A 23,535-nucleotide genomic window follows, 5' to 3' on the forward strand; every position below is an offset into this window, starting at 1 on the left:
CTTACGTGCGGTCGAGCCAGAGCTTGCCGCCCGTGGCCCAGTTCTCGCGCTTCACGTCGGTGATGAGGATGTCCACCGATTCGGGCGAGCCGCCCAGGACTTCGACGCTGACGCGGGTGATCTCTTCGGCCAGCTTGCGCTTCTGTTCGACGGTGCGGCCTTCCATCATTTCGATGTGGTAGGTGGGCATGGGGGCTCCTGTGGATGGGGATCGGGAATCATATCGGCGGCACAGCGCGGGCAGAGGCACGCGCGGCCGCGCTGATCGGGCGGCACGCGCGCCAGCGCCGCGCGGGAGACCGGCTGCGCCATGCACCAGCATTCCCCGGCGGGCAGCCCCGCCGTGATGGCGCAGGCGTTGGACTGGCCGCAGAGCGGGCAGCGCGTGGTGTCGATGGCGGTCATGTGCCCAGTGTAGGAAACACAACGGCGCCCGCAGGCGCCGTTATGAGTCAAATCGGCCTCCAGCGCTTGTGTATCAAGCGCAGGCAGCTATCAAATTTGACCAGCCTTGACCTTCAGGCGCCAGGCGTGCAGCAGCGGCTCGGTGTAGCCGCTGGGCTGCTCCACGCCCTTGAACACCAGCTCGCACGCGGCCTGGTACGCGGCGGATTCGCTGAAGCGCCCGGCCATCTTCTGGTAGAGCGCGTCGCCCGCGTTCTGCTGGTCCACCTTGGCGGCCATGCGCTCGAAGGTCTCGCGCACCTGGGCTTCGGTCACCACGCCGTGCAGCAGCCAGTTGGCCACGTGCTGGGCGGAGATGCGCAGCGTGGCGCGGTCTTCCATCAGGCCCACGTCGTGGATGTCGGGCACCTTGGAGCAGCCCACGCCCTGGTCCACCCAGCGCACCACGTAGCCCAGGATGCCCTGGATGTTGTTGTCCAGCTCCTGCTGCTTCTCGGCGTCGCTCCAGCTCGGGTTGGCACTCACGGGCACGGTGAGCAGGCCGGTCAGCAGGTTGTCGCGCTCGGCGTCGGCGTCGGTCTTTTCCAGCTCGGCCTGGATGTCGCTCACCTTCACCTGGTGGTAGTGCAGCGCGTGCAGCGTCGCGCCCGTGGGGCTGGGCACCCAGGCAGTGTTGGCGCCGGCCTTGGGATGGGCGATCTTCTGCTCCAGCATGGCCTTCATCAGGTCGGGCATGGCCCACATGCCCTTGCCGATCTGCGCCTTGCCGCGCAGGCCCATCGACAGGCCCACCAGCACGTTGTTCTTCTCGTACGCCTGGATCCAGGCGCTGGTCTTCATGTCGCCCTTGCGGATCATCGGGCCGGCCTGCATGGCGGTGTGCATCTCGTCGCCCGTGCGGTCGAGGAAGCCGGTGTTGATGAACGCCACGCGCGCCGGGGCGGCGGCGATGCAGGCCTTGAGGTTGACCGAGGTGCGGCGCTCCTCGTCCATGATGCCCAGCTTCACGGTGTTGGCGCTCAATCCCAGCACCTGCTCCACGCGGCTGAACAGCTCGTTGGCGAAGGCGACTTCGGCCGGGCCGTGCATCTTGGGCTTGACGATGTAGACGCTGCCGGTGCGGCTGTTCTTGATGCCGCCCGCGCCATTGCCCTTCAGGTCGTGGACGGCGATGGCGGTGGTGACCACGGCGTCCAGGATGCCCTCGGGGATTTCCTTGCCTTCCGCGCCCCAGAGGATCGCGGGGTTGGTCATCAGGTGGCCCACGTTGCGCACGAACATCAGCGAGCGGCCGTGCAGCTTCACGGGCTTGCCGTCGGCGCCCGTGTATTCGCGGTCGGCGTTCAGGCCGCGCGTGACGGTCTTGCCGCCCTTGTCGAACGACTCGGTCAGCGTGCCCTTGAGGATGCCCAGCCAGTTGCCGTAGCCCAGCACCTTGTCCTCGGCATCGACGGCGGCCACGGAGTCCTCCAGGTCGAGGATGGTGGACAGGGCCGCTTCCACCACTACGTCGGCCACGCCCGCCGCGTCGGTCTTGCCGATGGGCGTGTTCTTGTCGATGCGGATGTCGATGTGCAGGCCGTTGTGCACCAGCAGCACGGAGGAGGGCGCGGCGGCGTCGCCCTGGTAGCCCACGAACTGCGCGGCGTCTTTCAGGCCGGTGGCGGAGCCGTCCTTGAGCGCGACGGCCAGCTTGCCGCCCTCCACCTTGTAGCCTGTGGCGTCCTTGTGCGAGCCGCTGGCGAGCGGTGCGGCCTGGTCGAGGAAGTCGCGCGCGAACGCGATCACCTTGTCGCCGCGCACCGGGTTGTAGCCCTTGCCCTTCTCCGCGCCGCCTTCCTCGCCGATCACGTCGGTGCCGTAGAGCGCGTCATACAGCGAGCCCCAGCGCGCGTTGGCGGCGTTCAGCGCATAGCGCGCGTTCAGGATCGGCACCACCAGCTGCGGGCCGGCCTGGATCGCCAGCTCGGCATCCACGTTGGCCGTGGTGGCCTGTGCGCCCTTGGGCGGCTCCACCAGGTAGCCGATGCGCGTGAGGAAGTTGCGGTAGCCCGCCATGTCCTTGATCGGGCCGGGGTTGGCCTGGTGCCAGGTGTCCAGTTCCTTCTGCAGCCGGTCGCGCTCGGCCAGCAGGGCGGCGTTCTTGGGCGCGAGGTCGGCCACGATGGCGTCGAAGCCCTTCCAGAACGCGGCGCTGTCCACGCCGGTGCCGGGCAGCACCTGCTCGTTGATGAAAGTGTGCAGTTCGTTGGCCACCTGCAGGCCGTGGACTTGGGTACGTGCGGTCATGGGAAAACCCCCTAGCGGTGAATTGACAAAGCCGTGGCCCGGGCAGCGGGCCTTGAGGGCCACTGTATTAGAAATATTTCCATTAATAAATTGCGCGAATATCTCTAAACCAATGACTTTTTTGCAAAGATTGGCGACACTGCGGTCTTCGCTCCAGGATATTGCAAAATTGATAGCTGCCAGCGCTTGATGGGCAAGCGCTGGAGGCCGATTCGGCTTGAAACGCACCCATGGACAAACTCAAAGCCTTCGAGTCCTTCGTCTCCGTGGCCACCAAGGGCAGCCTGACCGCTGCCGCCAAGGCCGAAGGTGTGGCGCCCGCCATCATGGGCCGGCGGCTGGATGCGCTGGAGGAGCACCTGGGCGTGAAGCTGCTCGTGCGCACCACGCGGCGCATCAGCCTCACGCACGAGGGCAGTGCCTTCCTGGAGGATTGCCAGCGCCTGCTGGCCGACGTGGCGAACGCCGAGGCCAGCGTCTCCGCCGGCGGCGTGAAGGCCACGGGGCACCTGCGCATCACCGCGCCTGCGGGCTTCGGGCGGCGCCACGTCGCGCCGCTGGTGCCGCGCTTTCGCGACCTGCACCCGGACGTGACCATCTCGCTCAACCTGAGCGACCGCGTGGTGGACATGGCTGGCGAGGGCTACGACTGCGCCGTGCGTGTGGGTGACCTGCCCGACTCCTCGCTGGTCAGCGTGCGCATGGCCGACAACCGGCGCCTGTGCGTCGCCACGCCGCAGTACCTGGAGCGCCGGGGCACGCCCCTGCACCCGGGCGAGCTGAGCCAGCACGACTGCCTCACCCTCTCCAGCGACGCCTCGCAGACGCGCGGCTGGGCCTTTCGCGTGCCCGTCGCGGGCGGCGGCGGCGCCTGCGAGGTCTTGCATTTCAAGCCCGGCGGGCCGCTGGACTGCTCGGACGGCCAGGTGCTGCACGATTGGTGCATGGGCGGCTGGGGCATCGCCTGGCGCAGCACCTGGGAGGTGGAGACCGAGGTCGCGGCCGGCCGGCTCGTGGCCGTGCTCGAAGACTTCGCCGCGCCGCCCAACGGCATCTACGTGGTCTTCCCGCAGCGCAAGCACCTGCCGCTGCGCGTGCGGCTGTGGATCGAATACCTGCGGCACCATTACGCGCAGCCGGAGTTCTGGGCGCGGCCGGCGGACCATTGAAGAAAGACAGAGAAGGGAACCCATGCACATCCCAACGCTTGCCCGATGGATGGCTTCTGCCGTTTTCGCGCTGGTGGCAGGCTGCGCGCAGCAGCCGGGCCAGCCGCAGCCACCTGCCGAGACGGACGCGGGCATCGTCAGCGTGACCTATGCCGACCCCTCCCGCTTCACGGACGCGCTCGCACACGCGCGGCCGGAAACCAACGTGCAGCGGCGCGAGTGGATCACCCTGCTGTGCGAGCACCTCGCGGAGCGGGCCGCACCGTTGATGGCCCCGGGCGAGCGGCTCGAAGTCCAGATCCTGGATGTGCGGCGTGCGGGGTATTTCGATGCCAAGCCGCAAGCGGGGTCGACGCCCGTGCGTATCGTCAGCGAAGGCTCTCCGCCGCGCATCGAGCTGGAATTCAAGCGTGTCGGGAGCGATGGCGAGATCATCCAAATAGGCCGGCGGACATTGGACCAGGCCGGCTTCATGCAGCATGCGCAACGCTACCCCGGCGACTCGCTGCGCTACGAACGGGCGCTGCTCGACGGCTGGGTCGCCCAGGAATTCGGCACCCGCTGACATCCGCGCCAGCGCAACTGCACGACCATCTCCCTTTTTGGAAAAGAAAGGCTTCTTCATGCACAGCACCGCCGCGCCATCGCCCACGGCCACCATCACCAGGGGCACGGGCCGCTGCCTGCTGGCCGCCGCGGCCGTGGCGCTTGCCGCGGGCTGCGCCCAGCAGGCGCGCCAGCAGCCCGGGCCGCCGCCTGCGGGCATCGTCAGCGTCGTCCATGGCGATCCGGCCGGGTTCGGCGAGGCCCGCAACGCGCCGCCCGAAAGCGCCAAGGCCCGCCGTGCCTGGCTGGATGCGCTGTGCCTGCATCTGTCCGAACGGGCCGCCGCCGCGCTGCCCCGGGGGCAGCGCCTGGAGGTCAACATCACCGACGTGCAGCGCGCCGGCGGCTTCGAGCCCTGGCGCGGCCCGCAGGCGGCCAACGTGCGCATCGTGCGCGACATCTATCCGCCGCGCATCGACCTCTCGTTCAAGCTGCTGGACGAGGGCGGCGCCGTGCTGCGCCAGGGCAGCCGCCAGCTGCGCGACAGCGCCTTCCTGATGCGACCCGACATGTATCCCAACGACCCGCTGCGCCACGAGAAGGTGCTGCTGGACGACTGGGTGCGCAAGGAGTTCGGCGGCGCTGGCGCGCGGTAGGCGCGCCCGCTACCAGCGGTAGCGCGCGGTCAGCGTGAAGTTGCGCTCGTCCCCGTAGTAGCAGACGCTGGAGCAGGCGGCGACATAGGTCTTGTCCGCCAGGTTCTTGAGGTTCAGGGCGAACTGCCACCGGTCCCACTGGTAGCGCACGGCGGCGTCGTAGACGGTGAAGGACGGCACGGCCATGCGGCTCACCTCCTGCTCGCGCACGCGCCGCACGCCCAGGCCCAGGCTGAGGCCGGGAGCGGCCGGCAGCTGGTAGTCCACCCAGAGCGATGCCGTGGTGCGCGGTACCGAGGCGGGGCGGGCGCCCACGTCGCCCGCGTTGCTGGCGGTGATCTTGGCATCGGTCACGGCCAGCGCGGTGACGAGGCTCCAGTGCCGGCCGATTTCGGCGCGGCCTTCGACCTCCACGCCGCGCGAGCGCACCTCGCCCGTCTGCACCAGATACCCCGCGTGGTCGGGATCGCTGGTCAGCACGTTGCGCTGCTTGATCTCGTAGGCGGCGACCGTGACCGATGCGTCCATGCCCTGCGGCTCGTACTTCACGCCGATCTCATGCTGCGTTCCGGTCGTGGGCCGGAGCCGGTTGAGGTGGAAGTCCGTGCCCGCCGTCGGCTGGAAAGAGCGGCTGTAGCTGTAGTAGGGCGCGATGCCGCTGTCCGCCAGGTACATCAGGCCCAGCCGCGGCGTGAAGGCGTGGGCCTTGTCGGCCGGCGTGCCTGCGCCTTCGTCGTAGCGGGTGGCGTCGTAGCGGCCGCCGATCACGGCGATCCAGCGCCCGTCGAACTTGATGTGGTCCTGCGCGTACAAGCCCAGCTGCCGGGAGCGGTCTTCGCCGCTGCGGGCGGCGCCCGAGATGGGCGCGCCATAGACCGGCGAGAACAGGTCGAGCGGCGACACGGTGCCGAAACGCTGGGTGCGCTCGAAGTGGCTCTGCCTCCAGTCCAGCCCGAACAGGAGGGTGTGCTCGAAACGGCCGTGCCGCACCGTGCCGTGCAACTGGTTGTCGAGGCTGGCGCCCTTGTCGCCGTCGGTGCGCAAGACGGCGTAGCGCTGGGCCAGCCGGGGCGTCGCCGCGGCGACGCGGGGGTACACCGCGACGTAGTCCGAGTCGATGTCGTAGTCGTAGGCCAGCAGGTTCTGGCGGAATTTCCAGGCGCCGTTGAAGGCGTGCTCCAGCTGGTAGCCCAGGCGGGTGCCCTGGCTGTCGTGCCGGTTGGTGCCCGGCTCTCCGACGAACAGGTGGCGCGAAATCCTGCCGGCGGGGTTCGGCAGCAGGGTGCCGTTCAGGGGCTTGCCCGGATCGAACGCGGCATGGGCCGTGTCGTATGCGCCCAGCAGGGTCAGCAGCGTGGCGTCGGTCAGTTGCCAGTCCAGCGCAGCGGACAGCGACGTCCTGTCGTTGGGGTTCTGCCGGATCATGCTCTCGCTGTCGCGCTGCAGGCCCGTCAGGCGGTAGCGGATGCGGCCGTCCTCCGTCACGGGACCGCCGAGGCCCACGGCGACCTGCTTGCGGCTCCAGCTGCCGGCCTGGACTTCCACCTCCCGCAGGGGCGCGGCCGTCGGGCGCTTGCTCACCAGGTTGATGATGCCGCCGGGCGTGCCCTGGCCGTACATGATCGAGGCCGGGCCCTTGAGCAGCTCGATGCGCTCGAAGTGGTACGGCTCCAGGGAGCCGCTGAGGGAGTTGGCGGGGAACTTGCTGCCGTCGAGGTACAGCGCCTCGGTGCCCGTCGTGTTGAAGCCGCGCACGGAGATCCGCGTGCCCGCGCTCCGCGTTCCGCCGCCCTCGAACTTGGAGACGCCGGCCGTGTATTCCAGCGCCTGGTCCAGGGAGTCCGCCGCCTGGGCCTGCATCTGCTCGCGCGGCACCACGCTGACCGACTGCGCAGTTTCGAACAGCCGCGTGTCGGTCTTGGTGGCCGTGGCGCTGCGCGTGGCGACGAAGCCGCCCACGGGGCCGTACGCCGTCTCATGGATCGCTGCGCCCGTGACCGTCACCGTGGGCAGCGCGGCCGCAGTGGATACCTGCGCGCTGGCGGTGCCTGCCGTGGCGGCTGCAGCACGCCGCAGCGCCCAGTTGCCGTTGTCCGTGCGCACCAGCTCCAGCCCGCTGCCTGCCAGCGCGGCGCGGGCGGCCTGCTCGGCCGTGTAGCGGCCCTGCACGGCCGGGGCGGTGCGGCCGCGCACCAAGGCGGCGTCGATGCTGATCTGCCGGCCGCTGTCGGCGGCGATGCGGGCGAGCGTGCTGCCCAGCGGCTGGGCGGGCAGGTCGTAGCTGCGGGGCGCTTGCGCATGCGCGGCGATGGCGCAGGCGAGCAGGGCGGCCGCGGCCAGGGCGCGCGGCGGGCAAAGGGGTGGCGTGGAAGGCATGGCAGTCCTCGGAAGGCGGGTGCGTGACGAAGGGGTTCCGAGGCTTGTCGCGCGAGCGCGCAAAAGTGTTCATCTTTTTGCGCGCCTGCGGTGGCGGCGTTGCATGAGAGCTATGTTATGTATAGCTGCTCGCGCTTGCTGGTAAAGCGCTGGAGGCCATTTTGGCTATGAGTCTGCGGCGTGCTCACTCGATCGTGACCAGCCACCCTTGCCGGAAGACCCGCACCTCGATGGGCAGCGTTTCGGCCAGCGCGGCGAGGGCGCGGTCGGTGTCGTCGAGGTCGTAGCTGCCGTAGACGCGCAGCGCGGCGGCCCGGGGGGCGATGCGGACGAAGCCGGTGCGGTAGGCGCGCAGGGCGTCGATCACCTCGCCCAGCGGCAGGTCGTGCGCTTCCAGCAGGCCGCGCCGCCAGGCGGAGGCGGTCTGGGGCGCCAGGGTATCGGGCACCACGCCCTGCGGGCCGAAGCGCGCGCCCTGGCCCTCGGCCAGTTCCAGGTGCTGGCCGCCGGCGGCGGTGACGTCGCTGCGGTGTTCCAGCATGCCCACGTAGCTGTCGGCCTCGTGCAGGCGCACGATGAAGCGCGTACCCAGTGCGCGCACCTGCCCGTGGGCCGTGCGCACGACGAAGGGCGCGCCGCCGTGCCGGCCGGCGGGCGCGGCTTCGGCGAGCAAGGCGCCCTGGTGCAGCGTGACGGTGCGGCGGCCGGGGCCGAAGTCGAGGTCGGCGGCCGAGCGCGCGTCGAGCGTGACGGTGCTGCCGTCGGGCAGCGCGAAGCCGCGCCGCTCGCCGGTGCCGGTGCGCAGGTCGGCGGCCCACTGGGCGAGCGGGGCGTGCCGCTCGGCCAGCAGCAGCGCCGCCCCGGCGGCCACGCCGCCCAGGCCCAGCGCGCCGCGCAGCAGGCGGCGGCGCTGGCGCAGGCCGGCCTCGGCGCGGGCCAGCGCGCTGCCCAGGGCGCCGGGAGTGCCTGGCGTGCGCGCGGCGGCGGCGCGGGCGCCGTGCAGCGCACTGTCCAGCGGGCCGGCCAGCCGCTCCCAGGCGCTGCGGTGGCCGGGCTGGGCGGCCAGCCAGGCGTCGAACCCGGCGCGGTCGGCGGCGGTCACGGCGCCGGAGTGGAGCACCACCAGCCAGCCGATGGCGGCTTCGGTGGCCTCGTCGAGCGGGGCGCCGCTCACGTGCGACGCGCCGGGGCGGCCACGCCGGCCTCCTGCTGCGCCAGCGCGATGGCGATGCGGCGGAAGCCCTCGGCCATGTGGCGGCGCACGGTGCTGTGCGAGATGCCGAGCTGCCCGGCGATCGCGTGGTAGCCCAGCCCGTGGATCTGGCTGAGCACGAAGGCCTGCCGCGCCTTGAGCGGCAGGCCGTCCAGCGCCTGGGCGATGTAGTCCAGCGTTTCCAGCAGCACGGCCCGGTCCTCGGGCGAGGGCGCGAACTCCTCGGGATGCAGCGCCAGCGTCTCCAGGTAGGCCTGCTCCAGCGCGCGGCGGCGCCACAGCGTGAACAGCAGGCGCTTGGCGATGGTGGTGAGGAAGGCGCGCGGCTCCTGCACCGCGCCCAGGTGCCGCGAGGCCAGCACGCGCAGGAAGGTCTCGGAGGCCACGTCCTGCGCATCGGCCGTGCAGCGCAGCCGCGCCTGCAGCCGCGCGACCAGCCAGCCGTGGTGGCTGGCAAAGAGCTGCCGGGCGTGCAGCATGGGCGGCGCGGAGGGCGATGGAGCGGTCATGGGAGCGCCATTGTAGAGATTCAAATAGGAATTGTTCTCAGCATCGGCATGCGCTGGCGCCGTAGCGGGCGCTGGCATAGGATGCGCGGCATCGCACGCTCCCTTCATGCCGAAGACCGCCCCATGACCACCGAAGCCCTGCTGGCCTACGCCCACATCCTGGCCATCCTCATGACCGCCACCTTCCTGGCCAGCGAGGCCGCGCTGTGCCGCCAGGAATGGATGAGCGCCGCCGTGGTCGAGCGGCTGGTGCGCGTGGACCTGCTCTACGGCATCTCCGCGCTGGCGCTGCTGGCCACGGGCCTGGCGCGCACGTGGTGGGGCATGAAGGGCGCGGGGTGGTACTGGTCGCAGCCGCTGCTGCACGCCAAGGTCACGCTGTTCGTGGTGATCGGGCTCATGTCCATCGGCCCCACGGTGCGCTTCCTGCGCTGGCGCCGCCAGCTGCGCGCCACGGGGGCGCTGCCGCCGGAGCACGAGGTGCGCGCCACGCGCCGGCTGGTGATGATCGAGGCGCACCTGCTCGCCGTGATCCCCCTGCTGGCCGTCTTCCTGGCGCGGGGCGTGGGGACGCGCTGACAAAAAAGCCCCGCACGGGCGGGGCTGGTGTATGGGACGGGCCGCGTGTCAGGCGGCGGGCTGGGCGCTCAGGCATTCCTTCATGAAGGCCTTGCGCTCGTCGCCCTTGAGGGCCTTGGCCTTGGGGTCGGCGTTGCAGGCCTTCATCTTGTCCTGCTGCCTGGCTTGCTTGTTGGCCGAGAGGCACTCCTTCATGAAGGCCTTGCGCTCGTCGCCCTTGAGGTTCTTCTCCCCGGCCTCAGCGTTGCAGGTCTTCATCTTGTTTTGCTGGGCCGTGGGCGCCTTCTTGGCGGCCGCGTCTCCCTCGGCGGCCTGGACGGCGAACGAGGAGGCGAAGGCGAGGCTGGCGGCGGCCAGCAGGGGAAGCAGTTTCTTCATGGAGTGCTCCTGCAAGAGTGGATGATGAGAGCCCCGAGGGGCTGTCCAGCATAACGCCGGGGCCGCGGTTTTGGATGACGGGCCGCCCCGTAGAATCCCGCCCCATGCTTTCCGTCAAACAGGAATTGCTCGCGGCGCTGGCCGGCGAGCTGGAAAAATTGTCGCCCGGCGCGGGCGCACGTGCCGCTTTCGAGAACCCCAAGGTGGCCGCGCACGGCGACTTCGCGTGCACCGCGGCCATGCAGCTGGCCAAGCCGCTGCAGCAGAACCCCCGTGCCCTCGGCGAGCAGCTCAAGGCCGCGCTGGAAGCCACGCCCGCCTTCGGCCAATGGGTGCAGGCCATCGAGATCGCCGGCCCGGGCTTCCTGAACATCCGGCTCAAGCCCGCTGCCAAGCAGCAGATCGTCAGCGAGGTGCTGGCGCAGGGCGCGCGCTTCGGCTTCCAGGGCGACCGGGGCGAGAAGGTGCTGGTCGAATTCGTCTCGGCCAACCCCACGGGCCCGCTGCACGTGGGCCACGGCCGCCAGGCCGCGATCGGCGACGCCATCAGCAACCTCTACGCCACCCAGGGCTGGCGCGTGCACCGCGAGTTCTATTACAACGACGCGGGCGTGCAGATCGACACGCTCACCAAGAGCACGCAGCTGCGCGCCAAGGGCTTCAAGCCCGGCGACGCTTGCTGGCCCACCGATGCGGACAACCCGCTGGCCAAGAACTTCTACAACGGCGACTACATCGCCGACATCGCCCAGGCCTTCCTGAACAAGGAAACGGTGAAGGCCGACGACCGCGAGTTCTCGGCCAACGGCGACGTGGAGGACTACGACAACATCCGCCAGTTCGCCGTGGCCTACCTGCGCAACGAGCAGGACAAGGACCTGCAGGCGTTCAACCTGAAGTTCGACCAGTACTACCTGGAGTCCAGCCTCTACGCCAACGGCCACGTGGACGCCACCGTGCAGCGCCTGGTCGCCAACGGCAAGACCTACGAGCAGGACGGCGCGCTGTGGCTCAAGTCCACCGACTACGGCGACGACAAGGACCGCGTCATGCGCAAGCAGGACGGCACCTATACCTATTTCGTGCCCGACGTGGCCTACCACATCCAGAAGTGGCAGCGCGGCTTCGCCAAGGTGGTCAACATCCAGGGCACGGACCACCACGGCACCATCGCGCGCGTGCGCGCCGGGCTGCAGGCAGCCCAAGTTGGCATTCCCCAGGGCTATCCCGACTACGTGCTGCACACCATGGTGCGCGTGGTGAAGAACGGCGAGGAGGTGAAGATCAGCAAGCGCGCGGGCAGCTACGTCACGCTGCGCGACCTGATCGAGTGGACCAGCAAGGACGCGGTGCGCTTCTTCCTGCTCTCGCGCAAGCCCGACACCGAATACACCTTCGACGTCGACCTGGCGGTGGCGCAGAACAACGACAACCCGGTCTACTACGTGCAGTACGCCCACGCGCGCATCTGCTCGGTGCTGCGCGGCTGGCGCGAGTCCTACGACGTGGCCGAACTGCGGGACGTGGACCTGGCCGCGCTCGACGGCCCCCAGGCCCAGGCTCTCATGCTGCTGCTGGCCAAGTACCCCGAGATGCTCACGGCGGCCGCGCAGGGCAACGCGCCGCACGACGTGACCTTCTACCTGCGCGACCTGGCGGCCGCGTACCACAGCTACTACGACGCCGAGCGCATCCTGGTGGATGACGAGCGTGTCAAGCGCGCGCGCCTGGCCCTGGTCGCCGCCACCGCGCAGGTATTGCACAATGGCCTGGCGGTGCTGGGCGTGTCGGCGCCAGCCAGAATGTAAGTGATCACTGATATGAAGAAGCAGCAACGCGGCGGCACCATCGTGGGGTTCATCCTGGGGATGATCGTCGGGCTCGGTGCCGCGCTGGCGGTGGCCGTCTACGTGACCAAGGTGCCCGTGCCGTTCCTCAACAAGAACGGCCCGCGCGCGCCCGAGCAGGACGCTGCCGAGGCCCAGCGCAACAAGAACTGGGACCCGAACGCGCCGCTGTACGGCAAGAACCCGGCGCGGCCCGCCGCCCCGGCCTCCGCGCCCCAGGCGCCGGCCAGCAGTACGGCTGCCGCTCCCGCGCCGGCGCCCGCAGTGACTGCGGCGCCCGCGGCACCCACCGCCGCGGCCAGCCGGCCGGCGCAGTCGGCTGATCCGCTGGGTGACCTGGCCCGCGCGAAGGCCGCGGCCGCACCGCCGCCGCCCGCGCCCACCACGGGCGCCGATCCGTTCGACTACTTCATCCAGGCGGGGGCCTTCCGCACCCAGCAGGATGCCGACGCGCAGCGCGCCAAGCTGGCCATGCTCGGCTGGGAGGCGCGCGTGAGCGAGCGCGAACAGAACGGCCGTACGGTCTTTCGCGTGCGCGTGGGGCCTTTCGCCAAGCGCGACGACGCCGAATCCCTGAAGGAAAAGCTCGACGGCGCGGGCGTGGATTCCGCCCTCGTGCGGGTGCAGCGCTGAAACTTTTCGTCATGGGCTGGTTCACACAGCCTTCCTTCCATCGGAGTGACCTATCAAATGAAACGCCGCGAGTTCTCCCTGTCCACCGCAACGACGGCCGCTGCCGCTGCCTTGAGCCTGCCGATGGCTGCGCCCGCTTTCGCGCAGGCCCGCCAGTTCAAGGAGGGCAAGGACTACGCCAAGCTCGGCAAGCCCGTGGCATCGGAAGCACCCGCCGGCAAGGTCGAGGTGATCGAGTTCTTCTGGTACAGCTGCGGGCACTGCAACGCCTTCGAGCCCACGCTGGAGGCCTGGATCAAGTCCGCGCCCAAGGAGCTGCACATCCGCCGCGTGCCCGTGGCGTTCAATTCCAGCTTCGTGCCCCAGCAGAAGCTCTACTACACGCTCGAAGGCATGGGCAAGCTGCCCGAACTGCACGCCAAGGTGTTCCGCGCCGTGCACGTGGAGCGGCTGCCTCTGAACAAGGACGACCTGATCTTCGACTGGATCGGCAAGCAGGGCGTGGACGTGGCGAAGTTCAAGGAGGTCTACAACTCCTTCACCGTCTCCAACCAGGTGCGCAAGGCCTCGCAGCTGCAGGACGCCTACCAGGTCGAGGGCGTGCCCTCCATGGGCGTGGCGGGCCGCTACTACACCGACGGCACCATGGCCGGCAACATGCAAAGCGTGCTGCAGGTGGTGGAATACCTGGCGTCGCAGGCGCGCAAGGGTTGACCGCCCGTTTCCGCTGCGCGAGCGCGCCCCCGGGGCGCGCTTTGTCTTTTTAGAAGCTGGGGCGCATGCGTCAGTACAATGGCCCGCAAGATTCGTGCCCTATGAGAAAACGACTGCTCCCGCTCCTCCTGCTCTGCGCGCTGGCCTGTGCCTCGTGGGGCGCCCGTGCCGAGAAGGCCGACCGCAACAAGCCCATGAACATCGAGGCCGACGCGCTGCGCCACGATGAGCTCAAGCAGACCAGCGTGTTTTCCGGCCGCGTGGTCATGACCAAGGGCACCATCGTGCTGCGCGGCGCGCAGCTCGAAGTGCGCCAGGACGCCGACGGCTTCCAGTACGGTGTGGTGACGGCGGAGCAGGGCAAGCGCGCCTTCTTCCGCCAGAAGCGCGACACCGCGCCCGGCGCGCCCGACGAATTCGTCGAGGGCGAGGGCGAGCTCATCGAATACGACGGCCGCGCCGACAAGGTGCGGCTCATCCGCCGCGCCGAGCTGCGCCGCTACCGCGAGGCCACGCTGACCGACGAGCTGGCCGGCGCGCTCATCGTCTACAACAACCTCACGGACGTCTTCACCGTGGACGGCCAGAAGACCGCGCCGGCCGGCACCAGCGCGGGCACGCCCGGCGGGCGCATCCGCGCCGTGCTCTCGCCCAAGGAACCCGCCTCCGGCGCGCAGCCCGCGCCGGCACCCGCCGACGCGCCCGCGCTGCGTTCCAGCCCCGAACTGGGCGGCGGCGCGAAGTGATGGCCGCGCACGAGGCACAGGCGCCCGCGGCGCACGCCATGGATGCCGGAGCCGACAGCCGCCTGGAAGCCTGGCACCTGCAGAAGTCCTACGGCAGCCGCAAGGTGGTCAAGGACGTGTCGGTGGCGGTGCAAAAGGGCGAAGTGGTGGGCCTGCTCGGCCCCAACGGCGCCGGCAAGACCACGTCGTTCTACATGATCGTGGGCCTGGTGCGCAGCGACGGCGGCAGCATCCGCATCGACGGCCAGGACGTCACCCACATGCCCATCCACCGGCGCTCGCGCCTGGGGCTGTCCTACCTGCCGCAGGAGGCCTCGATCTTCCGCAAGCTCAACGTCGAAGAGAACGTGCGGGCCGTGCTGGAGCTGCAGAAGGACGAGGCCGGCCGCCCCCTGGCGCGCGCCGAGATCGAGCGCCGCCTCACCGCGCTGCTCGAAGAGCTGCGCGTGCAGCACCTGCGCGAATCGCCCGCGCTGGCGCTGTCGGGCGGCGAACGCCGGCGCGTGGAGATCGCCCGGGCGCTGGCCACGCAGCCGCGCTTCATCCTGCTGGACGAGCCCTTCGCGGGCATCGACCCCATCGCTGTGATCGAGATCCAGCGCATCATCGGCTTCCTGAAGGCGCGCGGCATCGGCGTGCTCATCACCGACCACAACGTGCGCGAAACCCTGGGCATCTGCGACCACGCCTTCATCATCAGCGACGGCCAGGTGCTCGCGCAGGGCACGCCGTCCGAAATTGTCGATAACGCTGAAGTGCGCCGCGTCTATCTCGGCGAACACTTCAGGATGTGATGAAACCCAGCCTGTCGCTGCGTGTCTCGCAGCATCTGGCGCTCACGCCGCAGTTGCAGCAGTCGATCCGGCTGCTGCAGCTCTCCACGCTGGAGCTGGCGCAGGAAGTCGAGCAGATGCTCGGCGACAACCCCTTCCTGGAGGTGGCGCAGGACGAGGCGCCGCGCGAGGAATTCGGCATCGCACAGGCCGACGCGCCCGCCAGCGCCGACGAGGATGCTCCTTATTCAGGAGCTGCCAGCGCTGAACCAGCAAGCGCTGAGGCTCCGAATGAGCCGGAACCTTCTCCGGACTGGGAGGGCGACGGCACCGTCGAGATGGCCCCCGACGACGGCGAGTGGGGCGGAGACGCTCCTGCGCGCACAGGATCTTCCAGCGGCGATGGCGACGAGGTGGACGCCACGGAGCTCGCCCGCGGCCACGAATCGCTCACCGACCACCTGCACCGCCAGGCCCTGTCCCTGCGTCTGTCGGAGGTGGACTGCGCCGCGCTGCGCTTCCTCATCGAATCGCTGAACGACAACGGCTACCTCGACGAGCCGCTCGAATCCCTCGCGCAGAGCCTCGCGGGCACCGAAGACCCCGAGCAGGTGGACGAGCTGGTGCACCGCTTCACCGTCGCCCTGGGCCTGCTGCAAAGCCTGGAGCCCGTCGGCGTAGGCGCGCGCAACCTGGCCGAATGCCTGGCGCTGCAGCTGCGTGCGATGGACCAGGACGAGGAGGGCGACCCGGCCGTGATCCAGGCCGCGCTCGCCATCTGCCGCCAGCCGCTGGAGCTGCTGGCCAAGCGCGACGTGCGTCGCCTGGCCCAGGCCGCCGGCAGCAGCGAGGACGTGACGCGCGCCGCCATGGCGCTCATCGCGCGGCTGGAGCCGCGCCCCGGCCGGCGCTTCGCCGACGTGGACCGCAACATCATCGTGCCCGACGTCATCGTGCGCAAAACCGGGCGCGGCGCGCAGCAGCGCTTCAGCGTGCAGCTCAACCCCGACGTGATGCCCCGCCTGCGCGTGCACGACATCTACGCCGGAGCGCTGCGCGGCGGGCGCGGCAGCGAAGGCCACCAGGCGCTGCAGCAGCGCCTGCAGGAGGCGCGCTGGTTCATCAAGAACATCCAGCAGCGCTTCGACACCATCCTGCGCGTCTCCACCGCCATCGTCGAGCGGCAGAAGAACTTCTTCGTCCACGGCGAGTTGGCCATGCGCCCGCTGGTGCTGCGCGACATCGCCGACGAGCTGGGCCTGCACGAGTCCACCATCAGCCGCGTGACCACCGCCAAGTACATGGCCACGCCGCAGGGCACGTTCGAGCTGAAGTATTTCTTCGGCTCCGGCCTGGGCACCGAGACCGGCGGCAACGCCTCCAGCACGGCGGTGCGTGCGCTCATCAAGCAGTTCGTGGCTGCCGAGAACCCGCACAAGCCCCTGTCGGACAGCCAGATCGCCGAGATGCTCAAGGAGCAGGGCATCGAGTGCGCGCGCCGCACCGTGGCCAAGTACCGCGAGGCACTCAAGATCGCGCCCGCCAACCTGCGCAAGGCGCTCTAGAAAGCACATCTTCCTCATGGCCCGCGTCGTCTTCAACCTTCCCGCCCATTTCGGCTTCGCCACCGAGCTGCAGGTCTACATCAGCCACGTCAACCAGGGTGGGCACCTGGACAACGCGCAGCTGCTCAGCCTCGTTTCCGAGGCGCGCGTGCGCTTTTTCCGCTCCCTGGGCTACCCGGAGGCCGACGTGGCGGGCCTCGCCACCGTGGTGGGCGACATGGTCGCCCAATACAAGTCCGAGGCCTTCCACGGCGAGACGCTGCGCGTGGAGATGGCGCCGCAGGACTTCAACCGCTACGGCTTCGACCTCGTCTTCCGCATGACCGAGAAGACCCAGGGCCGCGAGATCGCGCGCGGCAAGACCGGCATCGTGTTCATCGACCGCGCGGCCCGCAAGCCCGCGCCTATCCCTGAATCGGTGCGGCAGTTGCTGCTGCAGCGCAGCGTGCAGGCAGCCTGAACATGCGGGCGGCCCGGGGCAGCAAATTACCCAATTTCAGGGATGTTGCGAAAAGTCACATTCCGTTAACATTGTTTGGCCGCGTGGGCTTGGTTTGAGTGTTTTTGGGCTTTAGCCCTTGCCTGGCAAGCGCAGGCAGCTATCAAACCCATAGTTCAAACGCCATGCACTCACCTATCTGGGGCTCCTGGAGCCGCGCACTGCTGTGCGCCGCTGTCCTGACACTGCCGCTTGCCCACGCCCGCGAGCTTGCGCCCATCGACGCCCTGGGAGAGGCTCCCCCCGCAGTGCAGCGCAAGGCCGCCCAGGCCTTGCCCGTCCAGGTGCAGAGTCTCTCGCGCGAGGAACGGCTGGGCGTGCCCACCTTCGTGCAATTGAGGCCCTCCCTGGCCAAGTCGCGCCCCGCGAACGCCGATCCCGCCAGCGCCGCGCGCGGCGAATTGAAAGCCCTGGCCGGCCTGTACGGCATCACCGAGCAAGAAGCCGACGCCGCCGTGCTGCACCATGTGCAAGCCCTGCCCGGCGGCGCGCGCCTGGTGCGCCTGACCAGCCGGCGCGATGGCATCGAGGTTTTCCGCGAACAGGCCACCGTGCTGCTGGACGCCGAGGCGCAGGCCACGGCCATCGGCGGCTACCTGGGCAGCACCGCCCTGGCGCCCCAGCCCAAGGCGGCGCTTGCGCAGCCCCTGACCGCCCCCGGCGCCCTGGCCCGCGCCTTGCAGGACTGGGGCTTTGCCGCCGATGTGGAGCGCCTGCTCCAGCCCAGCGGCGCGCCCCAGGGGGCCTACCAGTGGTGGGTGCTGCCCGGCGGGACCAGTGGCGAGGACGGTGCCACGCTCCTGTCCGCCCGCACCAAACCCGTGTGGTTCCGCCTCCCCCAGGGTCTGGTGGCCGCCACCTACGTGGAAGTGCGCGTGCTGCAGGAGGGGCAGGAACATGCCTACGCCTACGTGGTGGCCAGCAGCGACGCCCGCCTGCTGCTGCGCCACGACCAGACGGCGCACGCCGACTTCCGCTACCGCGTGCCCGCCGACGCGACGCCGCCCTACACGCCCTGGCCCGGCCCCCAGGGCCGCAACGGCACGCCCCACCCCGCCGGCACGCCCAACGGCTACGCCGCCCCCATGGCGCCGCCCAATCTGGTGACGCTGCAAAACGCGCCGTTCTCCCGCAACGATCCCTGGCTGCCCGGCGGTGCCACGCAAACCCAGGGCAACAACGTGCATGCCTATGCCGACCTGGCCGCGCCCGATGGCTTCAACGGGGGCGGCGACCGCATCGCCGATGTTTCCGCGCCCGGCGCCTTCGACTACGCCTACAACCCGCTCCAGGGGCCTTTGGCGAACCAGGGCCAGATCGACGCCTCGGTGGTCAACCTGTTCTACGCCACCAACTGGCTGCACGACTGGTTCTACGACGCGGGCTTCGACGAAGCCGCGGGCAACGCCCAGGCCGACAACTTCGGCCGGGGCGGGCAGGACGGCGACGCCATGCGCGCCGAGGCGCTGGACTACAGCGGCACCAACAACGCCAACATGTCCACCCCTGCGGACGGCGCGCCGCCGCGCATGCAGATGTACCGCTTCCTCAACCGTGGGGGCGTGCAGGCCAGTGCCGCCAGCGTGACTTTCACCCAGCCTCCCGCCGGTGCGCAATTCGGGCCGCTCGCGTTCGACCTCACGGCCGACGTGGCCGTGGCAGCCCCAGCCGAAGGCTGCACGCCCTTGACCAACGCCTCCAGCCTCACCAACAAGATCGCCCTCATAGACCGTGGCAACTGCGAGTTCTCCGTCAAGGTGCTGAACGCGCAGCAGGCGGGTGCGGCGGGCGTCGTCATCGTGAACAACCTGGCGAGCGCGCCCACGGCGATGGGGCCTGGCGCGTCCGGCGCCAGCGTGACCATTGCGGCCATCATGGTCGCGCAGGCTGACCGCGCCGCGCTGGCCGCCGGCGGCGTCACGCTGCGCATGCAGGGCTACGGCGCCGAGCGCAGCAGCGCGTTGGACAACACCGTCATCGCCCACGAGTGGGGCCACTTCATCAGCAACCGCCTGATCGGCGACGCCAGCGGCCTCACCACCAACCACGCACGGGGCCTAGGCGAAGGCTGGGGCGACTTCCACGCGCTGTTGCTGATGGCTGCCGAGCAGGATAGGACCGTGGCCGGCAATAACCTCTGGCAGGGCACCTACGCCATCGCGGGGCACGCCATGGCCAATGGCGCCGGAACGGACGCCGCCGATGTGGCCTATTACGGCATGCGCCGCTACCCGTATTCGACGGACACGGCCAAGAACCCGCTCACCCTGCGCCACATTACCGACGGCCAGGCGCTGCCCGGCGGCGCGCCGCGCAACCCCAGCGCGGGCGGCCTCAACGCCGAGGTGCACAACATGGGCGAGGTCTGGGCCAACATGCTGTGGGAGTGCTATGTCAGCCTGCTCAACGCGTACTCCTTCCAGGAAGCGCAAGACCGCATGAAGCAGTACCTGGTGGCGGGCTACAAGCTCACCCCCGTCAACCCCACGCTGACCGAGGCGCGTGACGCGCTGCTGGCCGTCGCGCGGACCAGTGACCCGGCGGACTACACCAGCTTCTCCGCCGCCTTCGCCAGGCGCGGCGCGGGATCGCTGGCGCTGGTGCCCGACCGCTACTCCACCACCAACGCGGGCGTGGTGGATGACTTCGGCACGGCGGGCGTGCTGGAAATTGCCGGCCTGCAACTGTCGCTGGCCGCGTCGGGTGCGGTGATGTGCGACGCCGACACCGTGCTCGACAGCGGCGAAACCGGCGTGGTGCAAATCACGCTGCGCAACCGGGGCTTTGAATTCACCAACCCTGGCACGGCGACGCTGTCGGCCGACAACCCCGCCTTGTCGTTCCCCGATGGCCCCGTGGCCGTACCCGGCGTGGCTTCGGGCGCGTCCGTCACCGTGACCGCGCGCGTGCTGCTCTCCGGCCTGACGGCACCCGGCGCGGCGCGCATTACCGCCCAACTGGCCTACGGCAGCCAACCCACCACGCCCGACGACCGCACGCTGGACCTGCCCCTGCACCGCGACGAATGGGCCAACCGCGCCGCCACCGACGACGCCGAGGCAGCGGCCAGCGCCATGGAGTTCGGCAGCACGGACCCGGCCTTCGCCAGCGCCTGGGGCGCCAAGGGCAGCATCGGCAGCCGCTTCTACGCGGGCGCCACGCCGGCGGGCATTGGCTCGCACTGGATGCGCACGCCGCCGCTGCAGGCGGGCGCGGGCGACCTGGTGGTGTCGTTCAAGCACCGCTACCGCTTCGAGCAGTCCGACGGAAAAAACTGGGACGGCGGCCAACTGATGATCTCCACCAACGGCGGCACCACCTGGGCCAGCGTGGGCAGCGCAGCGGGCTACACCGGCACCATCAACGGCGCCAGCGGCAACCCGGCCGAGGGCCAGCAGGCCTACGTGGGCCAAAGCCCCGGCTGGCCCGCCCTGGCCGCCGCCACCGTCAACCTGGGTACCGCCTACGCCGGGCAAACCGTGCGCCTGGCCTGGGTGGTCCACACCGACCCGGCCGCCACCACCGAAGGCTGGGAGGTGGACGACATCGCCATCACCGGCATCGCCAACTACCCCTTTCCGCGCGTGGTGCCCGATGCGCAAGCCTGCGCGCCGGGCCTGGCCGTGACCGACGGCACGCCGCAGTCAGCCCCCGTGGGCACGGCCTTCCCCTGGCCGCTCAAGATGACCTTGCGCGGCGCCAGTGGCGTGGCGCAAGCGGGGCAGACGGTGACCTTCGCCGTGCCGCCATCGGGCGCATCGGCGGCGCTGTCCTCCATGTCCGTGGTGACCGACGCCAGCGGCGAAGCCTCCGTCACCGCCACCGCCAATGGCACCGCAGGCTCCTACACCGTCACGGCCACGTCGGGCGCCTACACCGCCAGCTTCGCGCTGGCCAACACCGCCGCGCCGGGGGTGGGGAGCTTCATCGCCGTCAGCGGCACGCCGCAATCGGCCACCGTGGGCACGGCCTTCGCACAGGCGCTGCGCGTGCGCCTGCGGGACGAGCACAACGCACCCCTGGTGGGCGCCGCCATCGGCTTCGCGGCACCGCTCTCGGGCGCATCGGCCACGCTGTCCGCCGCCTCCGCGGTGACGGACGGCAACGGCGAAGCCGCCATCACCGTTACCGCCAACGCCACGGCGGGCAGCTACCAGGTCGTCGCCAGCCACGCGGGGGGCACGGTGCCCTTTGTGCTGACCAATGACGCCCTGCCGCCGCTGCTCATCAGTGGCCCCGTGCCGGGCGGCACGGCGACGGTCAGCGTGCAGTCCGCCGCCGCGCCGCTCACGGCCTCGGCGCAGTTTGCGCAAACGATGTTCGCCAACGACCCGGCAAGCGCGAGCCTGCCGTCCATGCCGGGCTACACCTTCCCCTTCGGCATCGTGGGCTTCAAGCTGGAGAACGTGGGCCTGGGGAACGCCGTCACCCTGCGCATCCAGTACCCCGGCAACGTGCCCGCCAGCGCCGAGTACTGGAAGCACGGCCCGCAGGGCTGGCACCAGATCCCGATGGCGCGGATCAACGCCACCACCATCGAGATCACGCTGACCGATGGCGGCGTGGGCGACACCGACGCTGCGCAGGACGGCACCATCACCGACCCCGGCGGCCTGGCCGTGCTGGCCGCGCCGGGCGGAGCGGCGGCCATCCCGGCGCTGTCGCCCTTCGCGCTGGCGCTGCTGGCGGCGGGGCTGGGGCTGCTGGGCTGGCGCCGCCGCAGTTAGAGGAAAAATAGGCTCCAGCGCTTGCCCATCAAGCGCTGGCAGCTATCAATGAAGGAGTCTTTGCGCCGCGGCGCCTTGCGGCAGCTTGAAGCCCGCGACCACCTCGGCCAGGTCGTGGGCCTGCTGCTGCAGCGATTGCGCGGCGGCGGTGGCTTGCTCCACCAGCGCGGCGTTCTGCTGGGTGCCCTGGTCCATCTGGGCGACGGCGCCGCCGATCTCGGTGATGCCGTTGCTCTGCTCGCGGCTCGCGTTGCTGATCTCGGCCACGATGGCCGTGACGCGGCGGATGCTCTCCACCACCTCCTGCATGGTGGTGCCCGCGTCCTGCACCAGGCGGCTGCCCGCGCCGACCTGCTGCACCGAGTCGTCGATCAGCGCCTTGATCTCCTTGGCCGCCGTGGCGCTGCGCTGCGCCAGGGTGCGCACCTCGCCGGCCACCACGGCGAAGCCCCGGCCCTGTTCGCCCGCGCGCGCGGCTTCCACGGCCGCGTTCAGGGCCAGGATGTTGGTCTGGAACGCAATGCCGTCGATCACCTGGATGATGTCCACGATCTTGCGCGAGGCCGCGTCGATGCCGCCCATGGTCTGCACCACCTGCTGCACGACGCCCCCGCCGTGGCCGGCCACCTGCGAGGCGCTGGCGGCGAGCTGGTTGGCCTGCGCGGCGTTCTCGGCGTTCTGCTGCACGGTGGCGGTGAGCTGCTCCATGGCGGCGGCGGTCTGCTCCAGCGAGCTGGCCTGCTGCTCGGTGCGGGCCGACAGGTCCTGGTTGCCGCTGGCGATCTCGCTGGAGGCCAGGCGCACGGATTCGGACGATTCGCGGATGCGCAGCAGCACGGCGGCGATCTTGTCGGCGAAGCGGTTGAAGGCGCTGGCGATCTGCGTGAGCTCGTCGCGGCCCGTGGCGTCCATGCGGCGCGTCAGGTCGCCCTCGCCGGAGGCGATGTCCTCCAGCGCATCGCGCACCACGACCAGGCGGCGCAGCTGGCGGCTGACGAACACCGTCACCAGTGCCCCTGCGGCCAGCACGCACAGCGCGGCGATGGCGGCGGCCGTGCGCATCAGCGCGCCCAGGGCGGCGGTGGCCTCGGCCTTGTCGGCCGCGACGGCCAGGACCCACGGCGTGCCTTCGACCTTGGCGGCATAGACCATCTGCACGGCGCCGTCGATCTCCACCTCGGCATGGCCGCCTTGCGCGGCCAGGCGGGCGACCAGCGCGGCGTCGAGGCCGGGCGCCAGGTCGGTCACGGGTTTGAGCGCCAGCTCCGGCCGCGCGTGCGCGAGGATGGTGGCGTTCGTGCCGTCGAGCAGCACGGCGAAGCTCTTGTCCGTGGGGTGGATGCTGTTGACCTTCTGGATCACCGACTCCAGCAGCATGTCGGCCCCGACCACGGCGGCGACCTGCCCGCCCTGGAGCACCGGCTCGACGAAGCTCACCGTGAGCTTGCCCGTGGCCGAGTCGGGCTAGACCGGCGTGATGGCCGGCCCGCCCGCCGCCACGGCCTGCTTGTACCAGGCGCGCGTCGTGCCGTCGTAGCCCGGCGGGCGCGGCGTGGTGAAGACGTTGCGTTTGTCGGCCAGCACGAAGAAGGCCTCGTCCAGACCGGCCTGCTGGGCTGCCTGCAGGAAGGGCAGGGGCTCGGCCTGCGGCACCGCCAGCTTGAGGGAGCTGGTCAGGCGCTGCTTGTCGCGGGCCCATTGCGCCAGCTCCTGCGCATACAGGCGCGTGAAGCGGCCCATGCGGTCGTCCAGCGTCGAGAGGGTGTCGCTGCGCACGGCCAGGAAAGTCACGGCCGACAAGGCGACGAGGGAGAGCGTGGCAATGGCGATGCAGGCGCCGATCAGCCGTGCGCGCAGGGTGTGGAACATGGGAGGAGCCTTGGGAAATGGAGCATGGATTGTGATCCAGAG

General features: G+C 70.2%; 19 protein-coding genes and 1 pseudogene. 12 read left to right on the forward strand and 8 right to left on the reverse strand.

Annotation, left to right across the window (positions count from 1 at the left end; translation table 11 throughout):
- Nucleotide 1: 1 nt before the first annotated feature.
- From AVS7_RS07760 to AVS7_RS07765, 3 genes are all read right to left on the reverse strand, one after another.
- Nucleotides 2–190, reverse strand: a complete 189-nt coding sequence (locus AVS7_RS07760) for a 4-oxalocrotonate tautomerase (RefSeq protein ID WP_020227871.1) — start codon at nt 188–190, stop codon at nt 2–4.
- The gene (locus AVS7_RS23565) at nt 166–348 is read right to left on the reverse strand and encodes a cysteine-rich CWC family protein (protein ID WP_369799087.1); all 183 of its coding nucleotides are present in this window, start codon (nt 346–348) and stop codon (nt 166–168) included. The genes AVS7_RS07760 and AVS7_RS23565 overlap by 25 nt, the downstream gene beginning before the upstream one ends.
- A 147-nt stretch (nt 349–495) precedes the next feature.
- The gene (locus tag AVS7_RS07765) at nt 496–2,694 is read right to left on the reverse strand and encodes a malate synthase G (protein ID WP_020227873.1); all 2,199 of its coding nucleotides are present in this window, start codon (nt 2,692–2,694) and stop codon (nt 496–498) included.
- A gap of 230 nt (nt 2,695–2,924) precedes the next feature.
- Between AVS7_RS07765 and AVS7_RS07770 the strand changes: the two genes are divergently transcribed.
- From AVS7_RS07770 to AVS7_RS07780, 3 genes are read left to right on the forward strand one after another with little or no spacing between them, the layout of a single operon-like run.
- Nucleotides 2,925–3,863: a LysR family transcriptional regulator gene (locus AVS7_RS07770; RefSeq protein WP_020227874.1), complete on the forward strand. Its 939-nt coding sequence runs from the start codon at nt 2,925–2,927 to the stop codon at nt 3,861–3,863.
- A gap of 49 nt (nt 3,864–3,912) precedes the next feature.
- Nucleotides 3,913–4,428 (forward strand): DUF3016 domain-containing protein, encoded by a 516-nt coding sequence (locus tag AVS7_RS07775; protein ID WP_020227875.1) that lies wholly within the window; start codon nt 3,913–3,915, stop codon nt 4,426–4,428.
- A 58-nt stretch (nt 4,429–4,486) separates the two neighbouring features.
- Nucleotides 4,487–5,065: a DUF3016 domain-containing protein gene (locus AVS7_RS07780; RefSeq protein ID WP_024001143.1), complete on the forward strand. Its 579-nt coding sequence runs from the start codon at nt 4,487–4,489 to the stop codon at nt 5,063–5,065.
- A gap of 9 nt (nt 5,066–5,074) precedes the next feature.
- Here AVS7_RS07780 and AVS7_RS07785 read toward each other — a convergent pair whose 3' ends face one another.
- From AVS7_RS07785 to AVS7_RS07795, 3 genes are all read right to left on the reverse strand, one after another.
- The gene (locus tag AVS7_RS07785; RefSeq protein WP_020227877.1) at nt 5,075–7,441 is read right to left on the reverse strand and encodes a TonB-dependent siderophore receptor; all 2,367 of its coding nucleotides are present in this window, start codon (nt 7,439–7,441) and stop codon (nt 5,075–5,077) included.
- A gap of 184 nt (nt 7,442–7,625) precedes the next feature.
- Nucleotides 7,626–8,615 carry a FecR domain-containing protein gene (locus tag AVS7_RS07790; RefSeq protein ID WP_020227878.1) on the reverse strand — a complete coding sequence of 330 codons (990 nt, stop codon included), beginning with the start codon at nt 8,613–8,615 and terminating at the stop codon, nt 7,626–7,628.
- Nucleotides 8,612–9,133 carry a sigma-70 family RNA polymerase sigma factor gene (locus AVS7_RS07795; RefSeq protein ID WP_020227879.1) on the reverse strand — a complete coding sequence of 174 codons (522 nt, stop codon included), beginning with the start codon at nt 9,131–9,133 and terminating at the stop codon, nt 8,612–8,614. The genes AVS7_RS07790 and AVS7_RS07795 overlap by 4 nt, the downstream gene beginning before the upstream one ends.
- Before the next feature lie 153 nt (nt 9,134–9,286).
- Here AVS7_RS07795 and AVS7_RS07800 point away from each other — a divergent pair, with 153 nt between their 5' ends.
- A complete protein-coding gene (locus tag AVS7_RS07800; protein WP_024001144.1) occupies nt 9,287–9,742 on the forward strand; it encodes a DUF2214 family protein in 456 nt (151 codons plus the stop codon).
- A 48-nt stretch (nt 9,743–9,790) separates the two neighbouring features.
- On the opposite strand, the gene AVS7_RS07805 is transcribed toward AVS7_RS07800, so the two are convergent.
- Nucleotides 9,791–10,120, reverse strand: a complete 330-nt coding sequence (locus AVS7_RS07805) for a PsiF family protein (protein WP_020227881.1) — start codon at nt 10,118–10,120, stop codon at nt 9,791–9,793.
- Between the two features lie 104 nt (nt 10,121–10,224).
- Here AVS7_RS07805 and argS point away from each other — a divergent pair, with 104 nt between their 5' ends.
- The 8 genes from argS to AVS7_RS07845 all read left to right on the forward strand — a co-directional run bounded on the left by argS (nt 10,225) and on the right by AVS7_RS07845 (nt 21,624).
- Nucleotides 10,225–11,928: an arginine--tRNA ligase gene (gene argS, locus AVS7_RS07810; protein WP_024001145.1), complete on the forward strand. Its 1,704-nt coding sequence runs from the start codon at nt 10,225–10,227 to the stop codon at nt 11,926–11,928.
- Between the two features lie 12 nt (nt 11,929–11,940).
- Nucleotides 11,941–12,600 (forward strand): SPOR domain-containing protein, encoded by a 660-nt coding sequence (locus tag AVS7_RS07815; RefSeq protein ID WP_020227883.1) that lies wholly within the window; start codon nt 11,941–11,943, stop codon nt 12,598–12,600.
- A gap of 57 nt (nt 12,601–12,657) precedes the next feature.
- The gene (locus tag AVS7_RS07820; RefSeq protein ID WP_034690311.1) at nt 12,658–13,314 is read left to right on the forward strand and encodes a thiol:disulfide interchange protein DsbA/DsbL; all 657 of its coding nucleotides are present in this window, start codon (nt 12,658–12,660) and stop codon (nt 13,312–13,314) included.
- A gap of 101 nt (nt 13,315–13,415) precedes the next feature.
- Complete coding sequence (gene lptA, locus AVS7_RS07825; protein ID WP_020227885.1) at nt 13,416–14,060, forward strand: lipopolysaccharide transport periplasmic protein LptA; 645 nt, start codon at nt 13,416–13,418, stop codon at nt 14,058–14,060.
- A complete protein-coding gene (gene lptB / locus AVS7_RS07830) occupies nt 14,060–14,854 on the forward strand; it encodes an LPS export ABC transporter ATP-binding protein (protein WP_020227886.1) in 795 nt (264 codons plus the stop codon). Before lptA ends, lptB begins: the two co-directional genes overlap by 1 nt.
- The gene (locus AVS7_RS07835; RefSeq protein WP_020227887.1) at nt 14,854–16,398 is read left to right on the forward strand and encodes an RNA polymerase factor sigma-54; all 1,545 of its coding nucleotides are present in this window, start codon (nt 14,854–14,856) and stop codon (nt 16,396–16,398) included. Before lptB ends, AVS7_RS07835 begins: the two co-directional genes overlap by 1 nt.
- Nucleotides 16,399–16,414: 16 nt before the next feature.
- Nucleotides 16,415–16,858 carry a thioesterase family protein gene (locus AVS7_RS07840; protein ID WP_020227888.1) on the forward strand — a complete coding sequence of 148 codons (444 nt, stop codon included), beginning with the start codon at nt 16,415–16,417 and terminating at the stop codon, nt 16,856–16,858.
- Between the two features lie 164 nt (nt 16,859–17,022).
- Complete coding sequence (locus tag AVS7_RS07845) at nt 17,023–21,624, forward strand: IPTL-CTERM sorting domain-containing protein (RefSeq protein ID WP_024001147.1); 4,602 nt, start codon at nt 17,023–17,025, stop codon at nt 21,622–21,624.
- A gap of 45 nt (nt 21,625–21,669) precedes the next feature.
- Here AVS7_RS07845 and AVS7_RS25380 read toward each other — a convergent pair.
- Nucleotides 21,670–23,493, reverse strand: a pseudogene (locus tag AVS7_RS25380) (methyl-accepting chemotaxis protein).
- Between the last annotated feature and the right edge of the window lie 42 nt (nt 23,494–23,535).

This window comes from Acidovorax sp. MR-S7, assembly GCF_000400995.2.
GTDB lineage: Bacteria > Pseudomonadota > Gammaproteobacteria > Burkholderiales > Burkholderiaceae_C > MR-S7.

Coding starts and splice junctions, on each gene's coding strand:
- AVS7_RS07760 (WP_020227871.1), bottom strand. CDS start 190: ATGCCCACCTACCACATCGAAATGATGGAAGGCCGCACCGTCGAACAG.
- AVS7_RS07765 (WP_020227873.1), bottom strand. CDS start 2,694: ATGACCGCACGTACCCAAGTCCACGGCCTGCAGGTGGCCAACGAACTG.
- AVS7_RS07770 (WP_020227874.1), top strand. CDS start 2,925: ATGGACAAACTCAAAGCCTTCGAGTCCTTCGTCTCCGTGGCCACCAAG.
- AVS7_RS07775 (WP_020227875.1), top strand. CDS start 3,913: ATGGCTTCTGCCGTTTTCGCGCTGGTGGCAGGCTGCGCGCAGCAGCCG.
- AVS7_RS07780 (WP_024001143.1), top strand. CDS start 4,487: ATGCACAGCACCGCCGCGCCATCGCCCACGGCCACCATCACCAGGGGC.
- AVS7_RS07785 (WP_020227877.1), bottom strand. CDS start 7,441: ATGCCTTCCACGCCACCCCTTTGCCCGCCGCGCGCCCTGGCCGCGGCC.
- AVS7_RS07795 (WP_020227879.1), bottom strand. CDS start 9,133: ATGCTGCACGCCCGGCAGCTCTTTGCCAGCCACCACGGCTGGCTGGTC.
- AVS7_RS07800 (WP_024001144.1), top strand. CDS start 9,287: ATGACCACCGAAGCCCTGCTGGCCTACGCCCACATCCTGGCCATCCTC.
- AVS7_RS07805 (WP_020227881.1), bottom strand. CDS start 10,120: ATGAAGAAACTGCTTCCCCTGCTGGCCGCCGCCAGCCTCGCCTTCGCC.
- argS (WP_024001145.1), top strand. CDS start 10,225: ATGCTTTCCGTCAAACAGGAATTGCTCGCGGCGCTGGCCGGCGAGCTG.
- AVS7_RS07815 (WP_020227883.1), top strand. CDS start 11,941: ATGAAGAAGCAGCAACGCGGCGGCACCATCGTGGGGTTCATCCTGGGG.
- AVS7_RS07820 (WP_034690311.1), top strand. CDS start 12,658: ATGAAACGCCGCGAGTTCTCCCTGTCCACCGCAACGACGGCCGCTGCC.
- lptA (WP_020227885.1), top strand. CDS start 13,416: ATGAGAAAACGACTGCTCCCGCTCCTCCTGCTCTGCGCGCTGGCCTGT.
- lptB (WP_020227886.1), top strand. CDS start 14,060: ATGGCCGCGCACGAGGCACAGGCGCCCGCGGCGCACGCCATGGATGCC.
- AVS7_RS07835 (WP_020227887.1), top strand. CDS start 14,854: ATGAAACCCAGCCTGTCGCTGCGTGTCTCGCAGCATCTGGCGCTCACG.
- AVS7_RS07840 (WP_020227888.1), top strand. CDS start 16,415: ATGGCCCGCGTCGTCTTCAACCTTCCCGCCCATTTCGGCTTCGCCACC.
- AVS7_RS07845 (WP_024001147.1), top strand. CDS start 17,023: ATGCACTCACCTATCTGGGGCTCCTGGAGCCGCGCACTGCTGTGCGCC.